Here is a 25,663-nt window from a genome sequence, read left to right on the forward strand (position 1 = left end):
GTCCCCCTCAGGGCTGCTAGTCGCGGGCCGCGGTCAGGTGTTCCGCGTGTTCCTGGAGCGAACGGACGCCCACGTCACCGTGGTTGAGGGCGTCGATGCCCTGGACGGCGGCGGCGAGCGCCTGGACCGTCGTCAGGCAGGGCACGGACCGCGCCACGGCCGCCGTACGGATGTCGTAGCCGTCGAGGCGGCCGCCGGTGCCGTACGGGGTGTTGACGATGAGGTCGACCTCGCCGTCGTGGATGAGCTGGACGATGGTCTTCTCGCCGTTGGGGCCGGTGCCTTCGGACTGCTTGCGCACGACCGTGGCGTTGATGCCGTTGCGCTTGAGGACCTCGGCCGTGCCGGAGGTGGCGAGCAACTCGAAGCCGTGGGCGACCAGTTCGCGCGCGGGGAAGATCATCGAGCGCTTGTCGCGGTTGGCGACCGAGATGAAGGCGCGGCCCTTGGTGGGCAGCGGGCCGTAGGCTCCGGCCTGCGACTTGGCGTACGCCGTGCCGAAGACCGAGTCGATGCCCATGACCTCGCCCGTGGAGCGCATCTCCGGGCCGAGGACGGTGTCGACGCCGCGGCCGTGGATGTCGCGGAAGCGCGACCACGGCATGACGGCCTCCTTGACGGAGATCGGCGCGTCGAGCGGGAGCTCACCGCCGTCGCCGTGCGCCGGAAGCAGGCCCTCCGCGCGCAGTTCGGCGATGGTGGCGCCGAGCGAGATGCGGGCGGCGGCCTTCGCGAGCGGCACCGCGGTCGCCTTCGAGGTGAAGGGGACCGTACGGGACGCGCGCGGGTTGGCCTCCAGGACGTACAGGATGTCGCCGGCCATCGCGAACTGGATGTTGATCAGGCCGCGCACACCGACGCCCTTGGCGATGGCCTCCGTGGAGGCGCGCAGGCGCTTGATGTCGAAGCCGCCGAGCGTGATCGGGGGCAGGGCGCACGCCGAGTCGCCGGAGTGGATGCCGGCCTCCTCGATGTGCTCCATGACGCCGCCGAGGTAGAGCTCCTCGCCGTCGTACAGGGCGTCGACGTCGATCTCGATCGCGTCGTCCAGGAAGCGGTCGACGAGGACCGGCCGCGAGGGGCTGATCTCGGTCGACTCGGCGATGTACGACTCCAGCCGGGCCTCGTCGTACACGATCTCCATGCCGCGCCCGCCGAGGACGTACGACGGCCGCACGAGCACCGGGTAGCCGATCTCGTCGGCGATGGCCTTGGCCTCGGCGAAGGTGGTGGCGGTGCCGTGCTTGGGGGCCGGGAGGCCGGCCTCCTTGAGTACCTGGCCGAACGCGCCGCGGTCCTCGGCGGCGTGGATGGCCTCCGGGGACGTACCGACGATCGGCACGCCGTTGTCCTTCAGCGCCTGCGCCAGACCCAGCGGGGTCTGGCCGCCGAGCTGGACCACGACCCCGGCGATCGGGCCGGCCTGCGCCTCGGCATGGACGATCTCCAGCACGTCCTCGAGCGTGAGCGGCTCGAAGTACAGGCGGTCGGAGGTGTCGTAGTCCGTGGAGACGGTCTCCGGGTTGCAGTTGACCATCACGGTTTCGTACCCGGCGTCGCTCAGCGCGAAGGAGGCGTGGACGCAGGAGTAGTCGAACTCGATGCCCTGGCCGATGCGGTTGGGGCCGGAGCCCAGGATGATGACCGCAGGCTTCTCGCGGGGCGCGACCTCGGTCTCCTCGTCGTAGGAGGAGTAGAAGTACGGCGTCCTGGCCGCGAACTCGGCGGCGCAGGTGTCGACCGTCTTGTAGACCGGGCGGATGCCGAGCGCGTGCCGGACCTCGCGGACGACGTCCTCGCGCAGGCCGCGGATCTCGGCGATCTGCTGGTCGGAGAAACCGTGCCGCTTGGCCTCGGCGAGCAGCTCGCGGGTCAGCTCGGGAGCCTCGGCGAGCTCGTCGGCGATCTCCTTGATGAGGAAGAGCTGGTCGACGAACCAGGGGTCGATCTTCGTGTACTCGAAGACCTCCTCCTGCGTGGCGCCCGCGCGGATGGCCTGCATGACGGCGTTGATCCGGCCGTCGGTGGGCCGTACGGCCTCGCGCAGCAGCTCCCCCTTGTCGCCGGGCTCGCCGACGAAGGTGAACTGGCTGCCCTTCTTCTCCAGCGAGCGCAGCGCCTTCTGGAATGCCTCGGTGAAGTTGCGGCCGATGGCCATGGCCTCGCCGACCGACTTCATGGTGGTGGTCAGCGTGGAGTCGGCCTGCGGGAACTTCTCGAAGGCGAACCGCGGGGCCTTCACGACGACGTAGTCGAGGGTCGGCTCGAAGGAGGCCGGGGTCTCCTGCGTGATGTCATTGGGGATCTCGTCGAGCGTGTAGCCGACGGCGAGCTTGGCCGCGATCTTGGCGATCGGGAAGCCGGTCGCCTTGGAGGCGAGGGCCGACGAGCGCGACACGCGCGGGTTCATCTCGATGACGATGACGCGGCCGTCGACCGGGTTCACCGCGAACTGGATGTTGCAGCCGCCGGTGTCGACGCCGACCTCGCGGATGACGGCGATACCGATGTCGCGCAGGATCTGGTACTCACGGTCGGTGAGCGTCATCGCCGGGGCGACGGTGATCGAGTCACCGGTGTGCACGCCCATGGGGTCGAAGTTCTCGATGGAGCAGACGACCACGACGTTGTCGTGCTTGTCGCGCATCAGCTCCAGCTCGTACTCCTTCCAGCCGAGGATGGACTCCTCCAGGAGCACCTCGGTGGTCGGCGAGAGCGTGAGGCCCTGGCCAGCGATGCGGCGCAACTCCTCCTCGTCGTGCGCGAAGCCCGAGCCGGCGCCGCCCATGGTGAAGGACGGGCGGACGACGACCGGGTAGCCGCCGAGCGTCTCGACGCCCGCGAGGACGTCCTCCATGGAGTGGCAGATGACCGAGCGGGCGGACTCGCCGTGGCCGATCTTGGCTTTGACCGCCTCGACGACCAGCTTGAACTGGTCGCGGTCCTCGCCCTTGTGGATCGCCTCGACGTTGGCGCCGATCAGCTCGACGCCGTACTTGTCCAGGACGCCGTTCTCGTGCAGCGAGATCGCCGTGTTGAGGGCCGTCTGACCGCCCAGGGTGGGCAGCAGGGCGTCCGGGCGCTCCTTGGCGATGATCTTCTCGACGAACTCGGGGGTGATCGGCTCGACGTAGGTGGCGTCGGCGATCTCCGGGTCGGTCATGATCGTCGCCGGGTTGGAGTTCACGAGGATGACCCGCAGGCCCTCGGACTTCAGGACGCGGCACGCCTGCGTGCCGGAGTAGTCGAACTCGGCGGCCTGGCCGATGACGATCGGGCCGGAGCCGATGACCAGGACGGACTGGATATCGGTGCGCTTAGGCACGCTGGCCCTCCATCAGGGAAACGAAGCGGTCGAACAGGTAGGCGGCGTCGTGCGGACCGGCTGCCGCTTCGGGGTGGTACTGGACGCTGAAGGCCGGCTTGTCGAGGAGCTGGAGGCCCTCCACCACGTTGTCGTTGAGGCAGACGTGGGAGACCTCGGCGCGGCCGTAGGGGGTGTCGGAGACCTTGTCGGTCGGGGCGTCCACGGCGAAGCCGTGGTTGTGCGCGGTGACCTCGACCTTGCCGGTCGTACGGTCCTGCACGGGCTGGTTGATGCCGCGGTGGCCGTACTTCAGCTTGTAGGTGCCGAAGCCCAGGGCGCGGCCCAGGATCTGGTTGCCGAAGCAGATGCCGAAGAGCGGGGTGCCGCGCTCCAGGACGGCCTGCATGACGGAGACCGGGTGGTCGGCGGTGGCCGGGTCGCCGGGGCCGTTGGAGAAGAACACGCCGTCCGGGTTCACGGCGTAGACGTCCTCGGCGGTCGCCGTGGCGGGCAGCACGTGCACCTCGATGCCGCGCTCGGCCATCCGGTGCGGGGTCATGCCCTTGATGCCCAGGTCGACGGCGGCGACGGTGAACTTCTTCTCGCCGATCGCCGGGACGACGTACGGCTCCTTGGTGGCGACCTCGGCGGAGAGGTCGGCGCCCTTCATCTCGGGGGCCTGGCGCACCTCGGCGAGCATGGTGCCCTCGTCGGGCAGCGCGTTGCCGGAGAAGATGCCGACGCGCATGGCGCCGCGCTCGCGCAGATGGCGGGTGAGCGCGCGCGTGTCGATGCCGGAGATCCCGACGACGCCCTGGTGGCGCAGCTCCTCGTCCAGCGAGCGCTTGGCACGCCAGTTGGACGGCAGGCGCGCGGGGTCGCGCACCACGTACCCGGCGACCCAGATCTGCTTGGACTCGGGGTCCTCGTCGTTGACGCCGGTGTTGCCGACGTGCGGGGCCGTCATCACGACCACCTGGCGGTGGTACGACGGGTCGGTGAGGGTCTCCTGGTAGCCGGTCATGCCGGTGGAGAACACGGCCTCGCCGAAGGTCACCCCCACGGCCCCGTAGGCGCGGCCGCGGAAGATCCGGCCGTCCTCCAGGACGAGTACGGCGGGAGCCGCCTTGTGCCTCGGCGAGGCGGTCCCCTGGATGGAGGTCGTCATCGTTCGGCGCCTTCCGTGCTGTTGGTGTTGATCATGGAGTTAATGACGTCGACCCACTCGTTGTGCTCCGCCGCGCGGTCCGAGCGGAACCCGGAGTCGATCAGCCGGTCGCCGTGCGCCCAGGTCACGACGAGCAGCCCGCCCTCGGTCAGGACCTTGCCGGCGATGCCCTTGTCGAGCCGGGCCTCGCGCAGCGCGGCAGCGGGTACGAAGAAGTCGGTCGCGCCGGGGCGTACGACGTCCAGTCCCGCGTCCGTCAGCGTGAGCTCGACCCGGCTGCGGGTGCCCAGGCCGTGCGCCACGATGCGGTCCAGCCACTGACCTGCCGTGGTCGAGCCGTGGTAGCGGCCGCTCATGCTCAGTCTGGCCGGGCCGGGGTCGTCCGGCGCGCTGGGCAGCTCGGGCAGGTCGCCCTGGAGCGTGCCGCGCCACTTCCAGCCCTCGCGCATCAGCCAGTAGACGAGCGCGACGAAGAGGAGGAGTCCGGCGACCCAGCCGATGCGGGCGGCCCAGTCGGTCACCTCGGCCGACTTCTGTTCGGCCGCGAGGTGGGCACCGAGTCCGGTCGTGAGCAGTGTTGCAGGTGTCACGTGAGCTTCCCGTCGACGAGCGTGGCCTTGCCCCGGAGCCACGTGTGCGTGACACGGCCCGGCAGCTCACGCCCCTCGTACGGAGTGTTGCGGCTGCGCGAGGCGAAGCCCGCGGGGTCCACGGACCCACGGTATTCCGTGTCGACGAGCGTGAGGTTGGCGGGCTCACCAGCCGAGACGGGACGGCCGTGGCCCTTCGCCTGCCCGATCTGCGCGGGCTTGAAGGACATGCGCTCGGCGACCCCGGCCCAGGTGAGGAGCCCGGTGTCCACCATGGTCTCCTGCACCACTGACAACGCGGTCTCCAGGCCGACCATCCCCATGGCGGCCGCGGCCCACTCGCAGTCCTTGTCCTCGTGCGGGTGCGGGGCGTGGTCGGTGGCGACGATGTCGATCGTGCCGTCGGCGAGGGCCTCACGCAGCGCCAGCACGTCACGCTCGGTGCGCAGCGGCGGGTTCACCTTGTAGACCGGGTTGTAGGTCCGCACCAGCTCGTCGGTGAGGAGCAGGTGGTGCGGGGTGACCTCGGCGGTGACGTCGATGCCGCGGGACTTGGCCCAGCGGACGATCTCGACGGACCCGGCGGTCGACAGGTGGCAGATGTGGACGCGGGAGCCGACGTGCTCGGCGAGCAGGACATCCCGGGCGATGATCGACTCTTCGGCCACCGCGGGCCACCCGCCCAGCCCCAGCTCGGCGGAGACGACGCCCTCGTTCATCTGGGCGCCCTCGGTCAGCCGCGGCTCCTGCGCGTGCTGGGCGACGACACCGCCGAAGGCCTTCACGTACTCCAGCGCGCGCCGCATGATCACGGCGTCGTCGACGCACTTGCCGTCGTCGGAGAAGACGGTGACGCCGGCGGCCGACTCGTGCATGGCGCCCAGCTCGGCGAGCTTGCTGCCCTCCAGGCCGACGGTGACGGCGCCGATGGGCTGCACGTCGCAGTAGCCGTGCGCCTGGCCGAGCCGCCACACCTGCTCGACCACACCGGCGGTGTCGGCGACCGGGAAGGTGTTGGCCATGGCGAACACGGCCGTGTAGCCGCCGCTCGCCGCCGCGCGCGTGCCGGTCAGCACGGTCTCGGAGTCCTCGCGGCCCGGCTCCCGCAGGTGCGTGTGCAGGTCGACGAGCCCGGGCAGCAGCACCTTGCCGGCGGCCTCGACGACCTCGGCGCCCTCGTCGGAGAGCCCGGCGCCGACGGCCTCGATGACGGAACCGTTGATCAGGACGTCCTGCGGCTCGCCGCCGAGCACCTTCGCACCACGGATCAGGATCTTGCTCATCGGTCTTACTTCTCCTCGGTACGGGTGTGGGTGACGGCGGGCTCGTTTCCACCGAGCAGCAGGTACAGAACGGCCATCCGGATGGAGACTCCGTTTGCGACCTGCTCGATGGCGGTGCAGCGCTCCGAGTCGGCGACCTCGGCGGTGATCTCCATGCCGCGGACCATCGGACCGGGGTGCATGACGATGGCGTGCTCGGGCATGCGCGCCATGCGGTCGCCGTCGAGGCCGTAGCGCCGCGAGTACTCGCGCTCGGTGGGGAAGAACGCGGCGTTCATGCGCTCGCGCTGGACGCGCAGCATCATCACCGCGTCGGACTTCGGAAGGGTGCTGTCGAGGTCGTACGACACCTCGCAGGGCCAGGTCTCGACGCCGACCGGCACCAGGGTCGGCGGGGCGACCAGGGTGACCTCGGCGCCGAGGGTGTGCAGCAGGTCGACGTTGGACCGGGCCACGCGGCTGTGCAGGACGTCGCCGACGATCGTGATGCGCTTGCCGGCCAGGTCCTGCCCTATCCCGGCGTCCCGGCCGACCAGGCGACGGCGCATCGTGAAGGCGTCCAGCAGGGCCTGGGTGGGATGCTGGTGGGTGCCGTCGCCCGCGTTGATGACGGCGGCGTCGATCCAGCCGGAGTTGGCCAGGCGGTACGGGGCTCCGGAGGCGCCGTGCCGGATGACCACGGCGTCGACGCCCATGGCCTCCAGGGTCTGGGCGGTGTCCTTCAGGGACTCGCCCTTGGACACGCTCGACCCCTTGGCGGAGAAGTTGATCACATCCGCGGACAGCCGCTTCTCGGCGGCCTCGAAGGAGATACGCGTGCGTGTGGAGTCCTCGAAGAAGAGGTTCACGACGGTGCGGCCGCGCAGGGTCGGCAGCTTCTTGATCGGCCGGTCGGCGACCCGGGCCATCTCCTCGGCGGTGTCGAGGATCAGGACGGCGTCGTCGCGGGTGAGGTCGGCGGCCGAGATGAGATGACGCTGCATCTGTCAGGCTCCGTAAGGCAGTTCAGGTCGGGATCGGGGTCTGGGGCCCGCGGCGGTAGCCGCTTGTGTCACGGCCCCGGAAGGCACATCCGGCACGCGCGCACGGCGGCGCACCGAGCGGGCGTACGGCAGCGCCGTACGCCTTCCGCGTGCTACTGGGGCTGCTTCGCACCGAGCAGCACGGTGTCGCGACCGTCCTCCTCGGCGAGCTGGACCTTGACCGTCTCCCGCAGCGACGTGGGGAGGTTCTTGCCGACGTAGTCGGCGCGGATGGGCAGTTCGCGGTGGCCGCGGTCGACGAGGACCGCGAGCTGGACCGCGCGCGGACGACCGATGTCGTTCAGGGCGTCGAGGGCGGCACGGATGGTGCGGCCGGAGAAGAGGACGTCGTCGACGAGGACGACGAGGCGGCCGTCGATGCCGTCACCGGGGATGTCGGTGCGGGCCAGCGCACGCGGCGGATGCATGCGCAGGTCGTCGCGGTACATGGTGATGTCGAGCGAGCCGACCGGGATCTTGCGCTCGGTGATCTGCTCGAGCTTGGTGGCGAGCCGCTGGGCGAGGAAGACGCCGCGGGTGGGAATGCCGAGGAGCACGACGTCGTCGGCGCCCTTGGCGCGCTCGACGATCTCGTGGGCGATGCGGGTCAATACCCGCGCGATGTCAGGGCCTTCGAGAACGGGCCGGGCATCGGACGCTTGCGTGTCCTGCTGCCTGTCCATACGAAAGGGACCTCCTTCTCCGCCTCACGGGACGGACCTTAAAGGACGTCTGGTTTGCGCCATCCACCGTAGCAGGCCCGCGGCGCGGCACCGTTCACCCCCTTGGCCCAATCAGCCACCGCCGGCACGGAAGCGTCGGTGTGGACCATTCGGCTTGACGCGCCAGAGTAACGCTGCGTAACCTCACAGTGAGTTACCAACCGCGCGGCATGGAACCCACACCAGGCCGTCGACCCAGTGCCGGGGAGCTATATGTCCAGCGAATACGCCAAACAGCTCGGGGCCAAGCTCCGGGCCATCCGCACCCAGCAGGGCCTTTCCCTTCACGGTGTCGAGGAGAAGTCCCAGGGACGCTGGAAGGCCGTCGTGGTCGGTTCGTACGAGCGCGGCGACCGCGCCGTGACCGTGCAGCGCCTCGCCGAGCTGGCGGATTTCTACGGCGTTCCGGTGCAGGAGCTGCTGCCGGGCACCACGCCGGGCGGTGCCGCCGAGCCGCCGCCGAAGCTGGTCCTGGACCTGGAGCGGCTGGCCCACGTGCCGGCCGAGAAGGCGGGGCCGCTGCAGCGGTACGCCGCGACGATCCAGTCGCAGCGCGGTGACTACAACGGCAAGGTGCTCTCGATCCGCCAGGACGACCTGCGCACACTCGCCGTCATCTATGACCAGTCGCCGTCGGTCCTCACCGAGCAGCTGATCAGCTGGGGTGTGCTGGACGCGGACGCGCGTCGCGCGGTCTCCCACGCCGAGGAGAGCTGAGCACTTCACACGGGTTGGACCCAGTCAGCAGAAACGTGCCGCCGGGGTGGCCGGAACTTTGCGGTTCCGGCCACCCCGGCGGCTTTCTGCGGGCCTTGAGGGGCCCGGGCGTACAAAGAGACGCCGGAGGGCCCGCAGCGGCGATGCTGCGGGCCCTCCGGCGTCTTCGAAAGCCCTTACGCTTCCTCTCGGCGCAGCGAGGGCTTCAGGTCCTTGAGCCGGCCGAGGAGGCCGTTCACGAACGAGGGCGATTCGTCCGTGGAGAACTCCTTCGCCAGCTGCACCATCTCGTCGAGCACGACCGCGTCCGGGGTCTCGTCGACCCAGATCAGTTCGTACGCGCCGAGGCGCAGGATGTTGCGGTCCACGACGGGCATCCGGTCGAGCGTCCAGCCGACCGAGTACTGCGCGATCAGCTCGTCGATGCGCTTCGCCCGCTGCGCATAGCCCTCGACCAGCTGCATCGTGTACTCGCTCACCGGCGGCTGCCGGGTGTCGTCCCGGGAGAGCCGGATCCAGTCCGCGAGGACCGTCAGGACGTCGGCGCCGCGCTGGTCGCCCTCGAAGAGGATCTGGAAGGCGCGCTTGCGGGCCGTGTTGCGGGCAGCCACGGTTAGCTGTTCACCCGGCCGAGGTAGTCGCTGGTACGGGTGTCGACCTTGATCTTCTCACCGGTGGTGATGAAGAGCGGGACCTGGATCTGGTGACCGGTCTCCAGAGTGGCGGGCTTGGTGCCACCGGTGGAGCGGTCGCCCTGGACGCCCGGCTCGGTCTCGGCGATGGTCAGCTCGACGGCGGCGGGCAGCTCGACGAAGAGCACCTCGCCCTCGTGCTGGGCCACGGTGGCCGTGAAGCCCTCGACGAGGAAGTTGGCGGCGTCGGCGACCGTCTTGCGGTCGATGTGGAGCTGGTCGTAGGTCTCCATGTCCATGAAGACGAAGTACTCGCCGTCCATGTAGGAGAACTGCATGTCGCGCTTGTCGACGGTGGCCGTCTCGACCTTGACGCCGGCGTTGAAGGTCTTGTCGACGACCTTCCCGGAGAGCACGTTCTTGAGCTTGGTGCGCACGAAGGCCGGGCCCTTGCCGGGCTTGACGTGCTGGAACTCGACGACGGACCAGAGCTGGCCGCCTTCGAGCTTGAGCACCATGCCGTTCTTGAGGTCGTTCGTGGAAGCCACGGTTGCGGAATCTCCTGGACTGACGTGGACGACCCCGGGGCACGCACCTGCCTACAGGGCGAGCAGCTCCTTGGTCGTGATGGTGAGTAGCTCGGGTCCGCCGTCCGCCTCGGGGCGGACGACGAGCGTGTCATCGATCCGGACGCCGCCCCGGCCCGGGAGGTGGACCCCCGGTTCGACGGTGACCGGCACACAAGCGTCCAGTTTACCCATGGCCGCGGGAGCCAATTGCGGGTCCTCGTCGATTTCGAGCCCGACACCGTGGCCGGTGAGGGGCGGCAGGCCCTCGTGGTACCCGGCGGAATCCAGCACCTGACGTGCGGCGCGGTCCACGTCGCGGTAGGCGGCGCCGGGTGCCAGGGACTCCCGTCCGGCCCGCTGAGCGGCGAAGACGAGGTCGTACAACTCGATCTGCCAGTCGGCGGGGGACGTGCCGATGACGAAGGTCCGGCCGATCTCGCACCGGTAGCCGCGGTACGTCGCGCCCAGGCAGACGGAGAGGAAGTCGCCCTCCTCGACCCGGCGGTCCGTGGGCCGGTGGGCGCGCCGGCCGGCGTTCGGGCCGGTGGCGACGGAGGTGGGGAAGGCCGGGCCGTCGGCGCCGTGATCGACCAGGCGGCGTTCGAGTTCAAGGGCGAGGTGGCGCTCGGTACGGCCGACGAGGATGGATTCGAGGAGCTCCCCGAGTGCCTGATCGGCGATCTCGGCCCCGATCCTGAGGCAGGAGATCTCCTCCTCGTCCTTGACCACTCTGAGCTGCTCCACGGCTCCGCCGAGGTCGGCGAGGCGCAGTCGCGGGACGACCGAGCGGATGGCTCGGTGGCGGGCCACGGTGAGGTGGTGCTCCTCCACGGCCAGGGAGTCCCCGCCCTGCGCTGCCGCGAGGCCGGCGGCGGCGACGGCGGGATCGCCTCCGGCGCCGGAGAGGGTGTGGATCCGCAGCGCCTCGTCGGGGCGGCCCTCGGTCGGCCGGTCCTCCAGCGGGCCGGAGCAGACCAGCAGGTCCTCGCTCTTGCCCAGGAGCAGTACGGCGCCCTGCGGAGCAGCGCCCGCGAGGTAGCGGACGTTGGCGGGACGGGAGACGACCGCTGCCGCGTTGCCGGCCGCGTTGCACTGCTCCCGTAGCCGTGATCGGCGAGCGGCGTGTACCTCTGACATGACACGAGCGTAGGAGCTCCGCCGGTTTGGCGCCGGTTGAGGGCGTCTGAGTGGGCGGTGTCCGGATTGCGCGGCTTGTGGATGTGCCGTTCGGAGGAGGGGGTGCCACCGGATGTTGTCAGCCGTCTGCGGGCCGGTGGGGGTTGGTCGCGCAGTTCCCCGCACCCCTCAGGGACGTCCACTCACCTTGGCTACCACTTCGGTGGGCTTGCGATCGAGCGTGCCAGTACGTCGTCCAGGACCTGGGCCGTCTGGGGGACGTCGAGCTGGGAGTTGTCGATGATCGGGAGGCCCGAGCCGTACCAGCCCGCCATGCGGCCGTGGATGCGGGCGACCTCCTCGTCGGTGAGGCGGCGGTTGCCCGTGCGTTCGGCGTTGCGCTCCAGGACTATCTCCAGGCCCGGGAGGAGGACCACCGGGAGCAGGCCGGGGCCCACGTGGCGCTTCCAGCCGCCGAGGCCGACCACCGGGCGGTCGGGGAAGACCGCGTCGTCGAGGATGCACGAGATGCCGTTGGCCAGGAAGTTGCGGGCGGCGAAGCCGCAGGTGCGGCGGGCGAGGCGGTACTGGGCCTCGGAGTTGTCGTTCCAGCCGGACTGGGGGTCGGCGAAACCCGAGCGGACCCATTCGCGGACGTCGTCGAGGCTGATGTGGGCCGTGGGGACGCGGCGGTGGTCAGCCCAGTACTTGGCGACGCTCGTCTTGCCGGCGCCCGCCGGTCCGATGAGCAGCACCGCGAGGGTCGTGGTCGTCGGGTCGGGGGCCGCCGTGGCGGGCGGGGTGCTCGGCATGGCGACGGGGCCGCCGGGTGGCAGTTGTACGTGGCCCGTGGTCTCGGGCGCCGGCGGGGCCGGGACGTGGTGGGGCGTGTGCGGGACCGGGCCGGGGGGTGTGAAGCCCGGCGCCGGGGGCGGAGGGGGCACGGGGGTGGATCCCTGGTGCGGGGCGGGGCCCGGATGCGGGGCAGGGCCTGCATGCGGTGCGGGGCCCTGGGGCGCGCCCGGGTGGTGTGCGGCCGGTGACCAGCCGTGCCCCGACTGGTGGGGCGGCGGCAGCGGAGAACCCACTGCGTGCTGCATCCGGTGCCACTCCGTCTCGTCTTCCATGGCCATTGGCGCTGGCAGCGGGCACGAACCCGCCTCGCTACCGAACGGTACCGCCACCGGCCGCCGTTTGGTGAACGGCCGGTGGCGGTCTGAAGTGCCCATCGCCACAGGCGAATCGGACGGAAGGGTGGTTCGGCGGACTTACTGGCCGACCTCGCCGTAGGCGGCGAGGAGCACGGCCGGGTCCGGTCCCTCCAGGACGGTCGGCTTGGCCAGGCCGTCCAGGACGATGAAGCGGAGCAGGTCGCCGCGGGACTTCTTGTCGACCTTCATGGTCTCCAGCAGCTTGGGCCACTGGTCGTAGCGGTAGTGCAGCGGTAGGCCGACCGATTCGAGGATCGTGCGGTGGCGGTCGGCCGTCGCGTCGTCCAACCGCCCGGCGAGACGGCCGAGTTCGGCGGCGAAGTGCATGCCCACCGAGACCGCGGCACCGTGCCGCCACTTGTAGCGCTCGTTCTTCTCGATGGCGTGACCGAGCGTGTGGCCGTAGTTGAGGATCTCCCGCAGACCCGACTCCTTCAGGTCCGACGAGACGACCTCGGCCTTGACCCGGATGGACCGTTCGATCAGCTCGGCGGTGTGCGGACCCGCCGGGGTACGGGCAGCCTCGGGGTCGGCTTCGATCAGCTCCAGGATCGCCGGGTCGGCGATGAAACCGGCCTTGATGATCTCCGCGAGGCCGGACACGTAGTCGTTGACCGGCAGCGACTCCAGCGCGGCCAGGTCGCACAGGACGCCGGCCGGGGGGTGGAAGGCGCCGACGAGGTTCTTGCCCTCGGCGGTGTTGATGCCGGTCTTGCCGCCCACCGCGGCGTCCACCATGGCCAGCACGGTGGTCGGGACCGCGATCCAGCGCACCCCGCGCAGCCAGGTGGCGGCCACGAACCCGGCCAGGTCCGTGGTCGCTCCGCCGCCGACGCCGACGATGACGTCGCTGCGGGTGAACCCGGACTGGCCCAGCGCCTTCCAGCAGTAGGCGGCCACCTCGGCGGTCTTGGCCTCTTCGGCGTTCGGCACCTGGATGGCGACCGCCTCGTAGTCCTGCCCGGCCAGGTCGGCACGGAGCGCCTCGCCCGTCTCGGCCAGCGCCTCGGGATGGATCACGGCGACGCGCTTGGCCTTGGTGCCGATCAACCCGCCCAGCTCACCGAGGAGTTGACGGCCCACCAGGACCTCGTACGGGTCGGTTCCCGCGGTGCCGCCGACCTGGATCCGCGTCACTGCCTCAGTCATGCGTCCTTCAACTCCAGTGCGTCCAGGGCGGCTTGGGTCACTTCTTCGGGGGTACGGCCGTCGGTGGCCACGACGGCCGTGGCGACGTCTTCGTACAGGTGACGGCGGGCCTCCATCAGCTCGCGCCACTGCTTGCGCGGGTTGACCGCGAGCAGCGGGCGGGCGGCGTTCAGGCCCGTGCGCTTGACGGCCTCCTCGACGTCCATCGAGAGGTAGACGACCCGCTCTCCGGCGAGCAACGCGCGCGTGTCCGCGTCCAGGATCGAGCCGCCGCCCAGCGCCAGGACGCCGTCGTGCTCGGCCAGCGCCCGGTGGACGGCCTGCTTCTCGATGGCCCGGAAGGCGGGCTCGCCCTCGTCGACGAAGATCTCCGCGATGGTCCGGCCCTCGGCGGCGACGATGTCGTCGTCGGTGTCCCGGTAACCGACCCCGAGCCGCTCGGCCAGCAGCCGCCCGACGGTGGACTTGCCGACGCCCATCGGCCCGACCAGCACAACCACAGGCGCTGTGCTCATCGGATGGCGAGGTTGTCGAGGTACGAGGTCACGTTGCGGCGGGTCTCGGCCACGCTGTCGCCGCCGAACTTCTCCGCCACCGCATCCGCGAGGACGAGCGCCACCATGGCCTCGGCGACGATGCCGGCCGCCGGCACCGCGGACACGTCCGAGCGCTGGTGGTGCGCCTGCGTCGCCTCACCCGTGGTCACGTCCACGGTCTGCAGGGCGCGCGGCACGGTCGCGATCGGCTTCATCGCCGCCCGCACCCGCAGCAGCTCACCGGTGGTCAGGCCGCCCTCGGTGCCGCCCGAGCGGCCCGACGTACGCCGGATGCCCTCGTCGGTCTTCACGATCTCGTCGTGCGCCTTGGACCCGGGCACGCGGGCCAGCTCGAAGCCGTCGCCGATCTCGACGCCCTTGATCGCCTGGATGCCCATCAGCGCACCGGCGAGGCGGGCGTCCAGCTTGCGGTCCCAGTGCACGTGCGAGCCCAGGCCCACCGGTACGCCGTACGCCAGGATCTCCACGACGCCACCGAGGGTGTCGCCGTCCTTGTGGGCCTGGTCGATCTCCGCGACCATCGCCTTCGACGCGTCGGCATCCAGGCAGCGCACGGGGTCGGCGTCCAGCTTCTCGACGTCGGCCGGCGTTGGGTACACGCCCTTCGGGGCCTTCGCCGCAGCCAGCTCCACGACGTGGCTGACGATCTCGATCCCGGTCGTCTCCTTCAGGTACGACCGGGCCACCGCACCCAGCGCCACCCGCGCCGCAGTCTCACGCGCGGAGGCGCGCTCCAGGATCGGACGGGCCTCGTCGAAGCCGTACTTCTGCATACCGGCCAGGTCGGCGTGACCGGGGCGCGGCCGGGTCAAGGGAGCGTTGCGGGCGAGGCCGGCGAGGATCTCCGGGTCGACCGGGTCGGCCGCCATGACCTGCTCCCACTTGGGCCACTCGGTGTTCCCCACCATGATCGCGACCGGGGAACCCAGGGTCAGGCCATGCCGCACTCCGCCGATGAACGTGACCTCGTCACGCTCGAACTTCATGCGCGCACCGCGTCCATAACCGAGGCGGCGCCGGGCCAGGTGGTCCGCCACCATCTCCGTGGTGATCGGCACGCCGGCGGGAAGGCCCTCCAGCGTCGCGACGAGTGCGGGGCCATGGGACTCCCCCGCGGTCAGCCAGCGCAACCTGCTCAACGATGCTCCTCGATGCTCGCGCCCTGGTACTGCCCTGCGTACGCTCGTCCTCGCGTACGGCGACGGCGTGACCAAGTGCGCGGCCCCGGCCCGCCATCTCCGATCCTCCCACGTCCGCCGACGCTCCCCGGCCGTCGGTCCACCAAGCGGACAGCCGATGGACGGTGCCGGGCGCCGGAAGCGATCACGCGGGGCCGTTGCCCTGCCGCTGTGGCGGGGCGTACGAGCCGAGGTAGTCGGCGCCGCTGCCCTGAGCGCCCGCCTGCGCAGCCTGCGCCTGCTCAGGGGCGTAGGCACCGAGGAAGTCGGCACCGCTCGGCTGCTGCGCCTGCTGCTGGGGAGCGTACGGCCCCAGGTAGTCGGCGCCCCGGCCCTGCCCGGTCTGTGCCGCCGCCTGGACGGCCGGGCCCTGACGCCGCGCGCGCCGCTGGGCGATCTTGCGCTTCAGCTTGAAGACCCACGACCCGACGACGAGGAGCACGATCAGCACGAGCACAGGGATCTGCACCCAGTCCGGCATGAACTGCAGAATGACCTCGAATATCTCGCTCTTGCCGGACGCCATCGGCACACCAGTGGACACGGTTGGTGCTCCCCCTCTGTCTTTCTCCGCCCCCTGCGGAACCTCGCTCCGCCCCTGCGGAACTCAGCGGATCCTAGCGGGCCGCGAGAGCGCGCTCTCCCGCTTTTCGCATGGCGTCCAGGGGCGCCGGGGCACGGCCGGTCATCTGCTCCACCTGCAGCACCGCCTGGTGCACCAGCAGGTCGAGGCCGCTGACGACGGCTCCGCCGAACATGGACCAGCGGGCCGCGAGAGCGGTCGGCCAAGGGTCGTAGAGCACATCGAACAGGGTGGCGGGGCGCTCCGGTACGGCGGTGGCGAGGGCGTCGGTCGTACCGGCCGGGGTGGTCGCGATCACCAGCGGCGCGTGCAGCGCCCGGTCCGCGTCGGCCCAGTCAGCCGTCCGCACCTCGACGTCGAGTCGCTCGCCCCATTGCCGCATCTCCGCGGCACGCGCCTCGCTGCGTACGTACGCCACGACCTCGCCGGTGCAGATGCGTGCGAGCGCGGCCAGCGCGGAGGACGCGGTGGCGCCGGCGCCGAGGATGGCCGCCGAGTCGACCTGTTCGATGCCGCGCTCCCGGAGCGCGGCGACCATCCCGGGGATGTCGGTGTTGTCACCGACGCGGCGGCCGTCCTCGGTGAAGACGACCGTATTGACCGCCTCGACCGAGGCCGCCGTCTCGCTGATCTCGTCGAGCAGCGGAATGACGGCCCGCTTGAGCGGCATGGTCAGCGACAACCCCGCCCACTCGGGCCCGAGTTCCTTCAGGAACTCGGGCAAGGCGGCCTCGTCGACCTCGAACCGGTCGTACGTCCAGCCCGTGAGCTTCAGTTCCTCGTAGGCGGCGCGATGCAGCACCGGGGAGAGGGAGTGGGCGATGGGCTTGCCCATCACTGCGGCCCGACATTGACTATTCAACAGCCACCTTCCTTTCACCATCAAGAAGACTTTCCTAACAAGTGTACAAACTTGTCAAATCGGCGCCATTCTGCAGCGTCACCCGGACACAAAACCACTTGACTCACCTTGCAGCAGAACATAAAGTGATTGGCGCGCTATACAAAGAAACGGGGAAAAATTGCTGAAGCGTCGCATCACCGCACCCATTATTGCAGCTGCCCTAGCCGCCGGCTTTGCTTCAACAGCCCAGGCGAAAGAAATCGACACCATAATCTGGGCTTACCCGGCGGGCTCGTACAGCGACAATGGGCGAGCTTATTTTTCTACCTACGGTGATTACATCGGCGTAGACGACCAGAAGAAGGACGGGGAAACCGTCTGCGTGCAGTTCTACGCCAAACCGGTTTCCACCGGAAAGAGGGATCTCTTCATCAGGTGCAACGCTCAGGGATCAGGCACCAGCAAAGACTGGAACTTTGATTTCGTCGAGAACAGCGAGGTCAATATTCGCACGTTTATGGCCTCTGATGGATCCGGCAGAAACGATCACGCTTATGGCGAGTGGGTCTCCACGATCGCATAGGCAGTAACTTAGCAGTCGATGCCTCCGACCAAGGTTCTTGGTCGGAGGCATCGATTTGCGCGGGCTGGCCCGACGAGCCCGGGCCACTCATTACCCCGAGTTCTTTCTCTGCTCCTGCTCGTAGAGACTGCGATTCCTCTCGTGCTCTTCGTTCGTCTCAGCGAAAAGGGTCTTGTCCGCGTTCACGGAGACGAAGTAGTACCAATTACCCTTGGCCGGCTTGAGCGTAGCGTTGATCGCCTCGGTTCCAGGGTTGCCGATCGGTCCGGGAGGCAGCCCCTTGACCTTGTACGTGTTGTAAGGGTCATCGAACTGCCGAAGATTATCGACAGCGCCCGTGTCGAGAGTACTCTCATCCTTGGCGTAGTTGACCGTGGAATCGAAATCAAGCAGACCGTAGGTCTCGGTATTGTTCGGCTTCAGGCGATTGTATACAACAGTTGCGATCTTTTCGAAGTCCCGCTTGTACTTACCCTCGGCCTGGACGAGGCTGGCGACCGTGATGACCTGCAGCGGGCTGTCCAGATTGAACGCCTTGGCCTTGGCCGCCACGTCGAGCGCCTCGTATTTGTTCGCTGCCTGGGTCACCATTTCCTTCAGGACCGCCTCGGGCTTCATGCCCTTGGCGGCGGGATAGGTGCCCGGGTAGAGGAATCCCTCCAGCGGATCCTTGATCTCGCTGTTGTCGTTCGCCCAGCTCGGAAGTCCGAGGCTCTCGTATTTTTCCTTGGCGATCTTCTTGGTGGTGCCGGACGACAATTCGAGCTTCTCGTCGATGGCCTTGTAGACAGCCGAGTTACGCTCGCCGGGCTTGACCAGCACGTTGTTCTGACTCTTGGGGTCGAGCATCATCTCGACGGCGCTCGCGGCGGACATCTGCTTCTTCAGCAAGTAAGCGCCCGCCTGGATCTTGCCGCCGTTGGGATTGTCCTGCTGAGCGGCGACAAAGGCGTCGACGCTCTTGACGACGCCCGCCGCCTTCAGCCGCTGGCCGATCTCGGAACCGAGCGCGCCCTTGGGGATCTCGACGGTCACCGTCTCGCTGGTGCCTTCGCCGGCGAAGTCCGGCGCCGCGCCGAAACGATCCTGGTAAAACTGGTATCCGAAATATCCGACGCCGCCGACGCCCCCGGCGAACACCAACGCGACCACCAGACAGGCGCATCCGCTGCGGCGCTTCTTGGGCTTGCCGCCCCGGCCCCGCCGGTCGCCGCGCCCTCGGCCCTGCCCCGACGCGTCGTCGGAGTCGTCGTCATCCTCGCCACCTCCGGCGAAGAATGCGTGTTCGCCCTGGTCAGGCCCGGGATCCCAGTCGGTCTGAGGTGGCTCCGGCTCGGCCTGCCGCCGGCTCGGCGGCTCCGGCGGCGGATAGGCGTCGGGCGTGCCGTAGTAGTCGGGCTGCCCACCGCCGTACGCCGCGGCCTGCTGCCCGTAGGGGTCCGCCGGGTCCGGGTACTGAACGTGCGCGTGGTTGCCGGTCCCCCAGCCGTTGTTGTCGTACGACTGCTGCCCTTGGCCCCCGTACTGCTGCTGGTCGTACTGCTGCGGGTACTGCTGCTGCCCCTGCTGCGGGTACTGCTGCTGCCCCTGACCCTGCTGCGGGTACTGCTGCTGCGCCTGACCGTATGCGGCCTGCTGGCCGTTGCCCCAGTCGCCGTAGTGCTGTGGCTGCTGCGGCTGCTGCGGATAGTGCTGCGGCTGGCCGCCGTAGGCAGGCTGTTGGCCGGCATCGGCCTGCTGCCCTTCCCATCCGCCGTCCCCGAACAACGGGTCCTCGGGATGCCACGGTTCGGAGCCTGGGCCCCGGCCATACTCAGTCATCGATCCCCTAGAGCCGCGAGGCGGCGGTCACGCGGCTGCTGAAGATCCGGCTACCGTCCCGCCTCTCTTTGTGCCCCGGCTGTTCGAATACCGGCGCATCGCGCGGAACGTTACCGTATCGCGATCAGATAACCACTTCGACGCTCTCGCCGGGAGCTTTACCTGACACCCGTTCGGATTCCAGCGCCTGCTGCAAGATGATCACAGCGGCTGCCTGGTCGATCACCGACCGGCCCTTCTTCGACTTCACGCCCGAGGCGCGCAGTCCCTGACTGGCCGTCACGGTCGTCATCCGCTCATCCACGAGCCTGACCGGTACGGGCGCGATCATGCGGGCCAGTTCCTGGGCGAAGCCCCTGACCTTGACCGCGGCCGGGCCCTCGCCCCCCTTGAGGGAGCGAGGGAGACCTACGACGACCTCGATCGGCTCGTACTCCTCGACGAGTTGCTTGAGGCGGCGGTGAGCTGCCGGGATGTCGCGGCCCGGGACCGTCTCCACCGGGGTCGCGAGGATCCCGTCGGGGTCGCACGAGGCGACGCCGATACGGGCGTCGCCGACGTCGATCGCGAGGCGGCGGCCGCGGCGCATGCCCCGGCCGTCGCCGCTTTCCTGTGTGTCGGAGCTCACTTGGCCGTTTCCGTCACGAGCCGCTCGACAGCCTCGACGGCCTCGCCGATCGCGGCCGGGTTCTGTCCGCCGCCCTGGGCGACGTCCGGCTTGCCGCCACCGCCGCCGCCGAGGGTCTTGGCGGCCGTACGGACCAGGTCACCGGCCTTGAGACCGCGCTCGCGGGCGGCCTCGTTGGTGGCGATGACCGTGAGCGGCTTGCCGTTGTTGACCGTGAAGAGGGCGACCACGGCAGCGCGCCCGCCCTGAATGCGGCCGCGCACGTCGAGGACGAGCTTGCGCAGGTCGTCGGGGGTCGTACCGTCCGGGACCCGGCCGGTGACGACGGCGATGCCACGGACGTCCTTGGCGGACTCGGCGAGCCCGGCCGCGGCCTGCAGCACCTTCTCGGCGCGGAACTTCTCGATCTCCTTCTCGGCGTCCTTCAGCTTGCCGAGCATCGAGGAGACCTTCTCCGGCAGCTCCTCCGGGCGGCCCTTGAGCAGCTCGGTCAGCTGGTTGACGACCGTGTGCTCGCGGGCGAGGAAGTTGTAGGCGTCGACACCGACGAGGGCCTCGATACGGCGCACGCCCGAGCCGATCGACGACTCGCCGAGCAGCTTGACCAGGCCCAGCTGGGCGGTGTTGGGCACGTGGGTGCCGCCGCACAGCTCCTTGGAGAAGTCGCCGATGGTCACGACGCGCACGCGCTCGCCGTACTTCTCGCCGAACTCGGCGATGGCGCCCTGCTTCTTGGCCTCGTCGATGCCCATGACGTCGGCGCGGACGTCGAGGTCGCGGGCGAGGACCTCGTTGATCTTCTGCTCGACGTCGGTCATCACGGCCGTGGGAACGGCGGAGGGGGAGCCGAAGTCGAAGCGGAAGCGGCCGGGCTGGTTCTCGGAACCGGCCTGGGCGGCCGTCGGGCCGAGGGCGTCGCGCAGCGCCTGGTGGGTGAGGTGCGTGGCCGAGTGAGCGCGGGCGATGGCCTTGCGGCGGCGGTCGTCGATGGAGGCGTGCGCCTTGGCGCCGACCGTCACCTCGCCGACCTGGACGACGCCCTTGTGGACGTACACGCCCGGCACCGGCTTCTGGCAGTCGCGGATCTCGATGACGGCACCGGAGTCGACCTTGATGCGGCCGGTGTCGCCGATCTGGCCGCCGCCCTCGGCGTAGAACGGGGTGCGGTCGAGGACGATCTCGACCTCGTCGCCCTCGGTGGCGGCCGGGGAGGACGCGCCGTCGACGAGGATGCCGACGATGGTCGACTCGCCCTCGGTGTCGGTGTAGCCGATGAAGTCGGTCTCGCCGACCTTGTCGGCGATCTCACGGTAGGCACCGGCGCCGGCATGGCCGGTCTTCTTGGCCTGGGCGTCGGCCTTGGCGCGCTCCCGCTGCTCCTTCATCAGGCGGCGGAAGCCGTCCTCGTCCACGGACAGCCCCTGCTCGGCGGCCATCTCGAGGGTGAGGTCGATGGGGAAGCCCCAGGTGTCGTGGAGCAGGAACGCCTTGTCGCCCGGCAGCACGGTGGAGCCGGCGGCCTTGGTGTCGCTGACGGCGGTGTCGAGGATGTTGGTGCCGGCCTTGAGCGTCTTGAGGAAGGCGTTCTCCTCGGCGAGGGCGACCTTCTCGATGCGCTCGCGGTCGGTGACGAGCTCGGGGTACTGCTGGCCCATCATGCCGATGACGACGTCGATGAGGTCCTTGACGACCGGACCGGTGGCGCCGAGCAGGCGCATGTTGCGGATGGCGCGGCGCATGATGCGGCGCAGGACATAGCCACGGCCCTCGTTGCCGGGGGTGACGCCGTCGCCGATGAGCATGGTGGCCGTACGCATGTGGTCGGTGACCACGCGCAGGGAGACGTCCGAGGCGTGGGCGTCGCCGTAGGCGACACCGGTCAGCTCGGTGGCCTTCTTGATGACGGCCATGGATGTGTCGATCTCGTACATGTTCTGCACGCCCTGCAGAATCATGGCGAGTCGCTCCAGGCCGAGGCCCGTGTCGATGTTCTTGCTCGGGAGGTCGCCGAGGATCTCGAAGTTGTCCTTACCGGTGCCCTGGCCACGCTCGTACTGCATGAAGACGAGGTTCCAGATCTCCACGTACCGCTCGTCGTTGACGGCGGGGCCGCCCTCGACGCCGAACTCCGGACCGCGGTCGTAGTTGATCTCGGAACAGGGGCCGCACGGGCCCGGGACGCCCATGGACCAGAAGTTGTCCTTCATGCCCAGGCGCTGGATGCGCTCCATGGGCACACCGACGACCTCGTGCCAGATGCGCTCGGCCTCGTCGTCGTCCTTGTAGACGGTGATCCACAGACGCTCGGGGTCGAGGCCGTAACCGCCCTTGTCCTGGGGGCTGGTGAGCAGCTCCCAGGCCAGCTTGATGGCGCCTTCCTTGAAGTAGTCGCCGAAGGAGAAGTTGCCGCACATCTGGAAGAACGTGCCGTGCCGCGTGGTCTTGCCGACCTCTTCGATGTCGGGCGTGCGCACGCACTTCTGCACGCTGGTGGCGCGCGGGTAGGGCGGCTTGACCTCACCCAGGAAGTACGGCTTGAAGGGCACCATGCCGGCCGGGACGAGGAGCAGAGTCGGGTCGTCCGCGATGAGCGACGCCGAAGGGACGACGGTGTGCCCGCGCTCCTCGAAGAAGCTCAGCCAGCGGCGGCGAATCTCGGCCGACTCCATCAGTGGTCCTCATTCCGGTTGTACGAGTGCGTCTGGTACGTCGAGCCCTCGACGTACTTCGGGTTGTTGCGGTTCTCGATGGCGGCGTACCGCCGGGGTGCGGGGAGTTCGGGGTCCGCGTTGATGCCCAGCGCCTCCCCCAGCTCTTCCTCCCGCTGGGCCATGTGGTCGCGGACGTCGAGGGCGAAGCCCACCGCGCGGTCCTTCAGCCGGTGACCGGCCTCGATCGCCTTGTTCGCCGCACTCGCGGCGAGGCTCTCGGGGGTCAGCTGCTTCAGCTTCCGGTTGACCTTGGTGGTGGCCCACACACCGGCGGCGACGCCAGTGCTGAACCAGAACGTACGGCGGAACATGCTGGCTCTCAGTCCCTCTTTCCGCGGAGGTTTCGCTTGCCCCGTCGCGCGGCCGGAACCGTACGGCCCACGATCACGGTACGCCGGGGTGCCTTGGCGGGCACGTCGTCCTTGCGGCCGCCGAGGGCCCGGCGCACGCCGTAGCCGAAGGCCGCGACCTTGACCAGGGGGCCGCCGAAGGTGGAGGCGACGGTGGTCGACAGCGCGGAGGCGTTCGACGTGACCTCCTGGACGTCGGAGGCGATCGCGTCGACCCGGTCGATCTGGGTCTGGGCGGAGCGCACCGCCGTGGAGGCCTCTGCCAGGAGCGGGACGGCCTGGTCGGTCACGTCCGCTACGAGCTTGGTGGTCGCCTTGAGCGTCTGGGCCAGCCTCGCCAGGGCGACGGCGAGGAAGGAGACCAGGATCGCCCAGAAGACGGCCACCAGGATCCCGGCAACCTCTCCACCGGACACTGTGTGCACCCGCTCCCTGAAACGTGCCTCTACATCGGTCTACATCGAAAAAGTCGTGCACCGAGCCTATCGCGCCGGGGACGCCGCTCCGCACCGGATTACCGCCTGCGCGGAGCGGAGTTCCACCGGCATGCGAAAGCCCGCCGCCTCTCCGCCCGGCAGGGCGGGGAGACGACGGGCTTCAGGCGCAGAAGTCCTACGACCGCTGAAGGATCAACGGGCGTAGTACTCGACGACGAGCTGCTCGTCGCAGATCACCGGGATCTCCTTGCGGTTCGGCTCACGGTCCAGGCGGAACGCCAGGGCCTTGAGGTTCACCTGGAGGTAGCGCGGGGTCTCACCCTCGGGGGCGAAGCCACCCTCGCGGGCGATCGAGAAGAGGGTCTTCTCGCGGCTGCGCTCGCGGACCATCACGACGTCGTCCGGCTTGACGCGGAAGGACGGCTTGTCGACCTTCTGGCCGTTGACCTCGATGTGGCCGTGAACGACCATCTGACGGGCCTGGTAGATGGTGCGGGCGATGCCCGAACGCAGGACCAGGGCGTCGAGACGGCGCTCGAGCTCCACGATCAGGGCCTCACCGGTCTTGCCCTGAACCTTGGACGCGCGCTCGTAGGCGCGGACCAGCTGGCGCTCGGAGATGTCGTACTGCGCGCGCAGACGCTGCTTCTCCAGCAGACGGACCTTGTAGTCCGAGTTCTGCTTGCGGCCACGGCCGTGCTCACCCGGCGGGTAGGGACGGGCCTCGAAGTACTTGACGGCCTTCGGGGTCAGCGCGATACCGAGGGCACGCGACTTCTTGACCTTGGGGCGGGACTGGTTCGCCACTTCTTTTCCTTTTCCTGTATCGGCTGCCTCAGGGTTACGGGAGGTCGCAATCCGCAGCCGGGGAATCCCCGACAGGTCCGCGAGTGGACTTGTCAGGCAGCCGCTCCCCTGGTCTGGGCACATACGTGCAGCACACGAACGGCCCACCGACCGGTCCCGGGATCCCGGGTGGTGGTGGGCTGCCCGCGACACCTACGACGGTGCGCGACGCTCCTGGATCAAAAGATCCGGCTGGTTGTCCCGCCTGAGGCGCCGACCGGAGCCGGACACGGGACTCAGCACTTCGAGCGAGTCTACAGGCTGCTCAAGACCGCCTGCGACCCAGGTGTTTCCTGGTCCATTCCACGGCGTCCGCGTACCGCGCCTCGGCGCCGTGCCGGGTCGGGGTGTAGTACTCGCGGTCCTTGAGGGCGTCCGGGGCGTACTGCTGGGCGGCGATGCCTTCCGGCAGGTCGTGCGGATACGTGTATCCCTGCCCGTGCCCGAGTTTGGTCGCGCCCTTGTAGTGGCTGTCGCGCAAGTGGGCCGGCACCGGACCGGCCAGCCCTTTGCGTACGTCGTCCAGGGCGGCGCCGATCGCGGTCGTGGCGGAGTTCGACTTGGGGGCAAGAGCGAGGGCGATGGTGGCGTGGCTGAGGGTGAGGGCGGCCTCCGGGAAGCCGATCATGGCGACCGCCTGGGCAGCGGCGACGGCTATGGGCAGCGCGTTGGGGTCGGCGAGGCCGATGTCCTCGCTGGCGGAGATCATCAGGCGGCGGGCGATGAAGCGGGGGTCCTCGCCGGCCTCGATCATGCGGGCCAGGTAGTGCAGGGCGGCGTCGACGTCGGAGCCCCGGATGGACTTGATGAGGGCGCTGGCGACGTCGTAGTGCTGGTCGCCGTCGCGGTCGTACTTCACGGCGGCCCGGTCGACCGTCTCCTCCAGCGTCTGCAGAGCGATCTGCGACTCGCCCTTGTCGAGCGCGGCCCCGGCGGCGGCCTCCAGGGCGGTCAGTGCGCGGCGGGCGTCGCCGCCGGCGATACGCAGCAGGTGGGCCTCGGTGTCCTCGGGGAGGGTGACGGAGCCGCCCAGACCTCGCTCGTCGGTGAGGGCGCGCTTGAGGAGGCCGCGCAGGTCGTCGTCGGTGAGGGGTTCGAGGGTGAGGAGGAGGGAGCGGGACAGCAGGGGGGAGATGACCGAGAAGTACGGGTTCTCGGTGGTCGCCGCGATCAGGGTCACCCAGCGGTTCTCCACTGCCGGGAGGAGGGAGTCCTGCTGGGCCTTGCTGAAGCGGTGGATCTCGTCGAGGAAGAGGACGGTCTCCTTGCCGAAACCGCCGGTGGCGCGGCGGGCGCCGTCGATGACCGCGCGGACCTCCTTCACCCCGGCGGTGATGGCGGACAGCTCGACGAAGCGCTTGTTGGTGGCCTTGGAGACGACGTACGCCAGGGTGGTCTTGCCGGTGCCGGGCGGGCCCCAGAGGATCACCGACGACGGCCCCGCCGGGCCCTTGGCTCCCTCGCCGACCAGTCGGCGCAGGGGTGAGCCCGGCTTCAGCAGGTGCTGCTGGCCCACGACCTCGTCCAGGGTGCGCGGGCGCATGCGCACCGCCAGGGGGCTCCCCGCGGGGTCCTTCTCCTGGCGTTCTTCTGCGGCGGCGGTGAACAGGTCGGGCTCCACGTTGGAAACCCTAAATCA

The 25,663-nt window shown here is 69.5% G+C and carries 24 protein-coding genes; 2 read left to right on the plus strand and 22 right to left on the minus strand.

The features are described 5' to 3' along the window. Positions 1-16: 16 nt before the first annotated feature. The 6 genes from carB to pyrR all read right to left on the minus strand — a co-directional run bounded on the left by carB (position 17) and on the right by pyrR (position 8,053). The gene (carB, locus tag ACQEV2_RS06990) at positions 17-3,325 is read right to left on the minus strand and encodes a carbamoyl-phosphate synthase large subunit (RefSeq protein ID WP_433037684.1); all 3,309 of its coding nucleotides are present in this window, start codon (positions 3,323-3,325) and stop codon (positions 17-19) included. After that, the gene (carA, locus tag ACQEV2_RS06995; RefSeq protein ID WP_433037686.1) at positions 3,318-4,475 is read right to left on the minus strand and encodes a glutamine-hydrolyzing carbamoyl-phosphate synthase small subunit; all 1,158 of its coding nucleotides are present in this window, start codon (positions 4,473-4,475) and stop codon (positions 3,318-3,320) included. Before carA ends, carB begins: the two co-directional genes overlap by 8 nt. Next, positions 4,472-5,065 carry a hypothetical protein gene (locus tag ACQEV2_RS07000; RefSeq protein ID WP_433037688.1) on the minus strand — a complete coding sequence of 198 codons (594 nt, stop codon included), beginning with the start codon at positions 5,063-5,065 and terminating at the stop codon, positions 4,472-4,474. The genes carA and ACQEV2_RS07000 overlap by 4 nt, the downstream gene beginning before the upstream one ends. Beyond that, positions 5,062-6,348 (minus strand): dihydroorotase, encoded by a 1,287-nt coding sequence (locus ACQEV2_RS07005; RefSeq protein ID WP_433037690.1) that lies wholly within the window; start codon positions 6,346-6,348, stop codon positions 5,062-5,064. Before ACQEV2_RS07005 ends, ACQEV2_RS07000 begins: the two co-directional genes overlap by 4 nt. A gap of 5 nt (positions 6,349-6,353) precedes the next feature. Then, positions 6,354-7,331 carry an aspartate carbamoyltransferase catalytic subunit gene (locus ACQEV2_RS07010; protein ID WP_433037692.1) on the minus strand — a complete coding sequence of 326 codons (978 nt, stop codon included), beginning with the start codon at positions 7,329-7,331 and terminating at the stop codon, positions 6,354-6,356. Positions 7,332-7,483: 152 nt separating this feature from the next. Further along, positions 7,484-8,053, minus strand: coding sequence for a bifunctional pyr operon transcriptional regulator/uracil phosphoribosyltransferase PyrR (gene pyrR, locus ACQEV2_RS07015; RefSeq protein WP_433037694.1), 570 nt, complete (start codon positions 8,051-8,053; stop codon positions 7,484-7,486). Positions 8,054-8,305: 252 nt separating this feature from the next. Here pyrR and bldD point away from each other — a divergent pair, with 252 nt between their 5' ends. Beyond that, positions 8,306-8,809 carry a transcriptional regulator BldD gene (gene bldD / locus ACQEV2_RS07020; protein ID WP_004002691.1) on the plus strand — a complete coding sequence of 168 codons (504 nt, stop codon included), beginning with the start codon at positions 8,306-8,308 and terminating at the stop codon, positions 8,807-8,809. A gap of 176 nt (positions 8,810-8,985) precedes the next feature. On the opposite strand, the gene nusB is transcribed toward bldD, so the two are convergent. From nusB to ACQEV2_RS07065, 9 genes are all read right to left on the minus strand, one after another. Beyond that, positions 8,986-9,420, minus strand: coding sequence for a transcription antitermination factor NusB (gene nusB / locus ACQEV2_RS07025; protein WP_433037696.1), 435 nt, complete (start codon positions 9,418-9,420; stop codon positions 8,986-8,988). Between the two features lie 2 nt (positions 9,421-9,422). Beyond that, positions 9,423-9,989, minus strand: coding sequence for an elongation factor P (efp, locus tag ACQEV2_RS07030; protein WP_381026932.1), 567 nt, complete (start codon positions 9,987-9,989; stop codon positions 9,423-9,425). 51 nt (positions 9,990-10,040) lie between these two features. After that, complete coding sequence (locus tag ACQEV2_RS07035) at positions 10,041-11,147, minus strand: M24 family metallopeptidase (protein WP_433037698.1); 1,107 nt, start codon at positions 11,145-11,147, stop codon at positions 10,041-10,043. A 191-nt stretch (positions 11,148-11,338) separates the two neighbouring features. Beyond that, entirely contained in the window at positions 11,339-12,226 is an 888-nt protein-coding gene (locus ACQEV2_RS07040) for a Pro-rich N-terminal domain-containing protein (RefSeq protein WP_433037700.1), read from the minus strand. Between the two features lie 168 nt (positions 12,227-12,394). Then, the gene (gene aroB, locus ACQEV2_RS07045; RefSeq protein WP_433037702.1) at positions 12,395-13,486 is read right to left on the minus strand and encodes a 3-dehydroquinate synthase; all 1,092 of its coding nucleotides are present in this window, start codon (positions 13,484-13,486) and stop codon (positions 12,395-12,397) included. Continuing rightward, entirely contained in the window at positions 13,483-14,001 is a 519-nt protein-coding gene (locus ACQEV2_RS07050; RefSeq protein WP_433037704.1) for a shikimate kinase, read from the minus strand. The genes aroB and ACQEV2_RS07050 overlap by 4 nt, the downstream gene beginning before the upstream one ends. Next, complete coding sequence (gene aroC, locus ACQEV2_RS07055; RefSeq protein ID WP_433037706.1) at positions 13,998-15,182, minus strand: chorismate synthase; 1,185 nt, start codon at positions 15,180-15,182, stop codon at positions 13,998-14,000. The genes ACQEV2_RS07050 and aroC overlap by 4 nt, the downstream gene beginning before the upstream one ends. 184 nt (positions 15,183-15,366) lie before the next feature. After that, positions 15,367-15,765 (minus strand): hypothetical protein, encoded by a 399-nt coding sequence (locus tag ACQEV2_RS07060; RefSeq protein WP_433037708.1) that lies wholly within the window; start codon positions 15,763-15,765, stop codon positions 15,367-15,369. 73 nt (positions 15,766-15,838) lie between these two features. After that, entirely contained in the window at positions 15,839-16,687 is an 849-nt protein-coding gene (locus tag ACQEV2_RS07065) for a shikimate dehydrogenase (protein WP_433037710.1), read from the minus strand. A gap of 139 nt (positions 16,688-16,826) precedes the next feature. On the opposite strand from ACQEV2_RS07065, the gene ACQEV2_RS07070 reads away from it, so the two are divergent. Further along, complete coding sequence (locus ACQEV2_RS07070; protein WP_433037712.1) at positions 16,827-17,231, plus strand: hypothetical protein; 405 nt, start codon at positions 16,827-16,829, stop codon at positions 17,229-17,231. Positions 17,232-17,321: 90 nt separating this feature from the next. Here ACQEV2_RS07070 and mltG read toward each other — a convergent pair whose 3' ends face one another. The 7 genes from mltG to ACQEV2_RS07105 all read right to left on the minus strand — a co-directional run bounded on the left by mltG (position 17,322) and on the right by ACQEV2_RS07105 (position 25,645). After that, positions 17,322-19,052, minus strand: coding sequence for an endolytic transglycosylase MltG (mltG, locus tag ACQEV2_RS07075; protein ID WP_433037714.1), 1,731 nt, complete (start codon positions 19,050-19,052; stop codon positions 17,322-17,324). Positions 19,053-19,176: 124 nt separating this feature from the next. Then, positions 19,177-19,641, minus strand: a complete 465-nt coding sequence (ruvX, locus tag ACQEV2_RS07080; protein WP_126399301.1) for a Holliday junction resolvase RuvX — start codon at positions 19,639-19,641, stop codon at positions 19,177-19,179. Positions 19,642-19,676: 35 nt separating this feature from the next. Further along, positions 19,677-22,349, minus strand: a complete 2,673-nt coding sequence (gene alaS / locus ACQEV2_RS07085; RefSeq protein ID WP_433037716.1) for an alanine--tRNA ligase — start codon at positions 22,347-22,349, stop codon at positions 19,677-19,679. Beyond that, positions 22,349-22,702, minus strand: a complete 354-nt coding sequence (locus tag ACQEV2_RS07090) for a hypothetical protein (RefSeq protein WP_433037718.1) — start codon at positions 22,700-22,702, stop codon at positions 22,349-22,351. The genes alaS and ACQEV2_RS07090 overlap by 1 nt, the downstream gene beginning before the upstream one ends. A gap of 8 nt (positions 22,703-22,710) precedes the next feature. Then, positions 22,711-23,157 (minus strand): DUF948 domain-containing protein, encoded by a 447-nt coding sequence (locus ACQEV2_RS07095; protein ID WP_433054255.1) that lies wholly within the window; start codon positions 23,155-23,157, stop codon positions 22,711-22,713. A 213-nt stretch (positions 23,158-23,370) separates the two neighbouring features. Beyond that, complete coding sequence (gene rpsD / locus ACQEV2_RS07100; protein WP_433037720.1) at positions 23,371-23,985, minus strand: 30S ribosomal protein S4; 615 nt, start codon at positions 23,983-23,985, stop codon at positions 23,371-23,373. 304 nt (positions 23,986-24,289) lie between these two features. Continuing rightward, positions 24,290-25,645, minus strand: a complete 1,356-nt coding sequence (locus tag ACQEV2_RS07105) for a replication-associated recombination protein A (protein WP_433037722.1) — start codon at positions 25,643-25,645, stop codon at positions 24,290-24,292. Positions 25,646-25,663 lie beyond the last annotated feature (18 nt).

Source organism: Streptomyces sp. CA-251387, from assembly GCF_050936625.1.
Taxonomy (GTDB): Bacteria; Actinomycetota; Actinomycetes; order Streptomycetales; family Streptomycetaceae; genus Streptomyces.

Coding starts and splice junctions, on each gene's coding strand:
- carA (WP_433037686.1), bottom strand. CDS start 4,475: ATGACGACCTCCATCCAGGGGACCGCCTCGCCGAGGCACAAGGCGGCT.
- ACQEV2_RS07005 (WP_433037690.1), bottom strand. CDS start 6,348: ATGAGCAAGATCCTGATCCGTGGTGCGAAGGTGCTCGGCGGCGAGCCG.
- ACQEV2_RS07010 (WP_433037692.1), bottom strand. CDS start 7,331: ATGCAGCGTCATCTCATCTCGGCCGCCGACCTCACCCGCGACGACGCC.
- pyrR (WP_433037694.1), bottom strand. CDS start 8,053: ATGGACAGGCAGCAGGACACGCAAGCGTCCGATGCCCGGCCCGTTCTC.
- bldD (WP_004002691.1), top strand. CDS start 8,306: ATGTCCAGCGAATACGCCAAACAGCTCGGGGCCAAGCTCCGGGCCATC.
- ACQEV2_RS07035 (WP_433037698.1), bottom strand. CDS start 11,147: ATGTCAGAGGTACACGCCGCTCGCCGATCACGGCTACGGGAGCAGTGC.
- ACQEV2_RS07040 (WP_433037700.1), bottom strand. CDS start 12,226: ATGCAGCACGCAGTGGGTTCTCCGCTGCCGCCGCCCCACCAGTCGGGG.
- aroB (WP_433037702.1), bottom strand. CDS start 13,486: ATGACTGAGGCAGTGACGCGGATCCAGGTCGGCGGCACCGCGGGAACC.
- ACQEV2_RS07050 (WP_433037704.1), bottom strand. CDS start 14,001: ATGAGCACAGCGCCTGTGGTTGTGCTGGTCGGGCCGATGGGCGTCGGC.
- ACQEV2_RS07065 (WP_433037710.1), bottom strand. CDS start 16,687: ATGGTGAAAGGAAGGTGGCTGTTGAATAGTCAATGTCGGGCCGCAGTG.
- mltG (WP_433037714.1), bottom strand. CDS start 19,052: ATGACTGAGTATGGCCGGGGCCCAGGCTCCGAACCGTGGCATCCCGAG.
- ruvX (WP_126399301.1), bottom strand. CDS start 19,641: ATGCGCCGCGGCCGCCGCCTCGCGATCGACGTCGGCGACGCCCGTATC.
- alaS (WP_433037716.1), bottom strand. CDS start 22,349: ATGGAGTCGGCCGAGATTCGCCGCCGCTGGCTGAGCTTCTTCGAGGAG.
- ACQEV2_RS07090 (WP_433037718.1), bottom strand. CDS start 22,702: ATGTTCCGCCGTACGTTCTGGTTCAGCACTGGCGTCGCCGCCGGTGTG.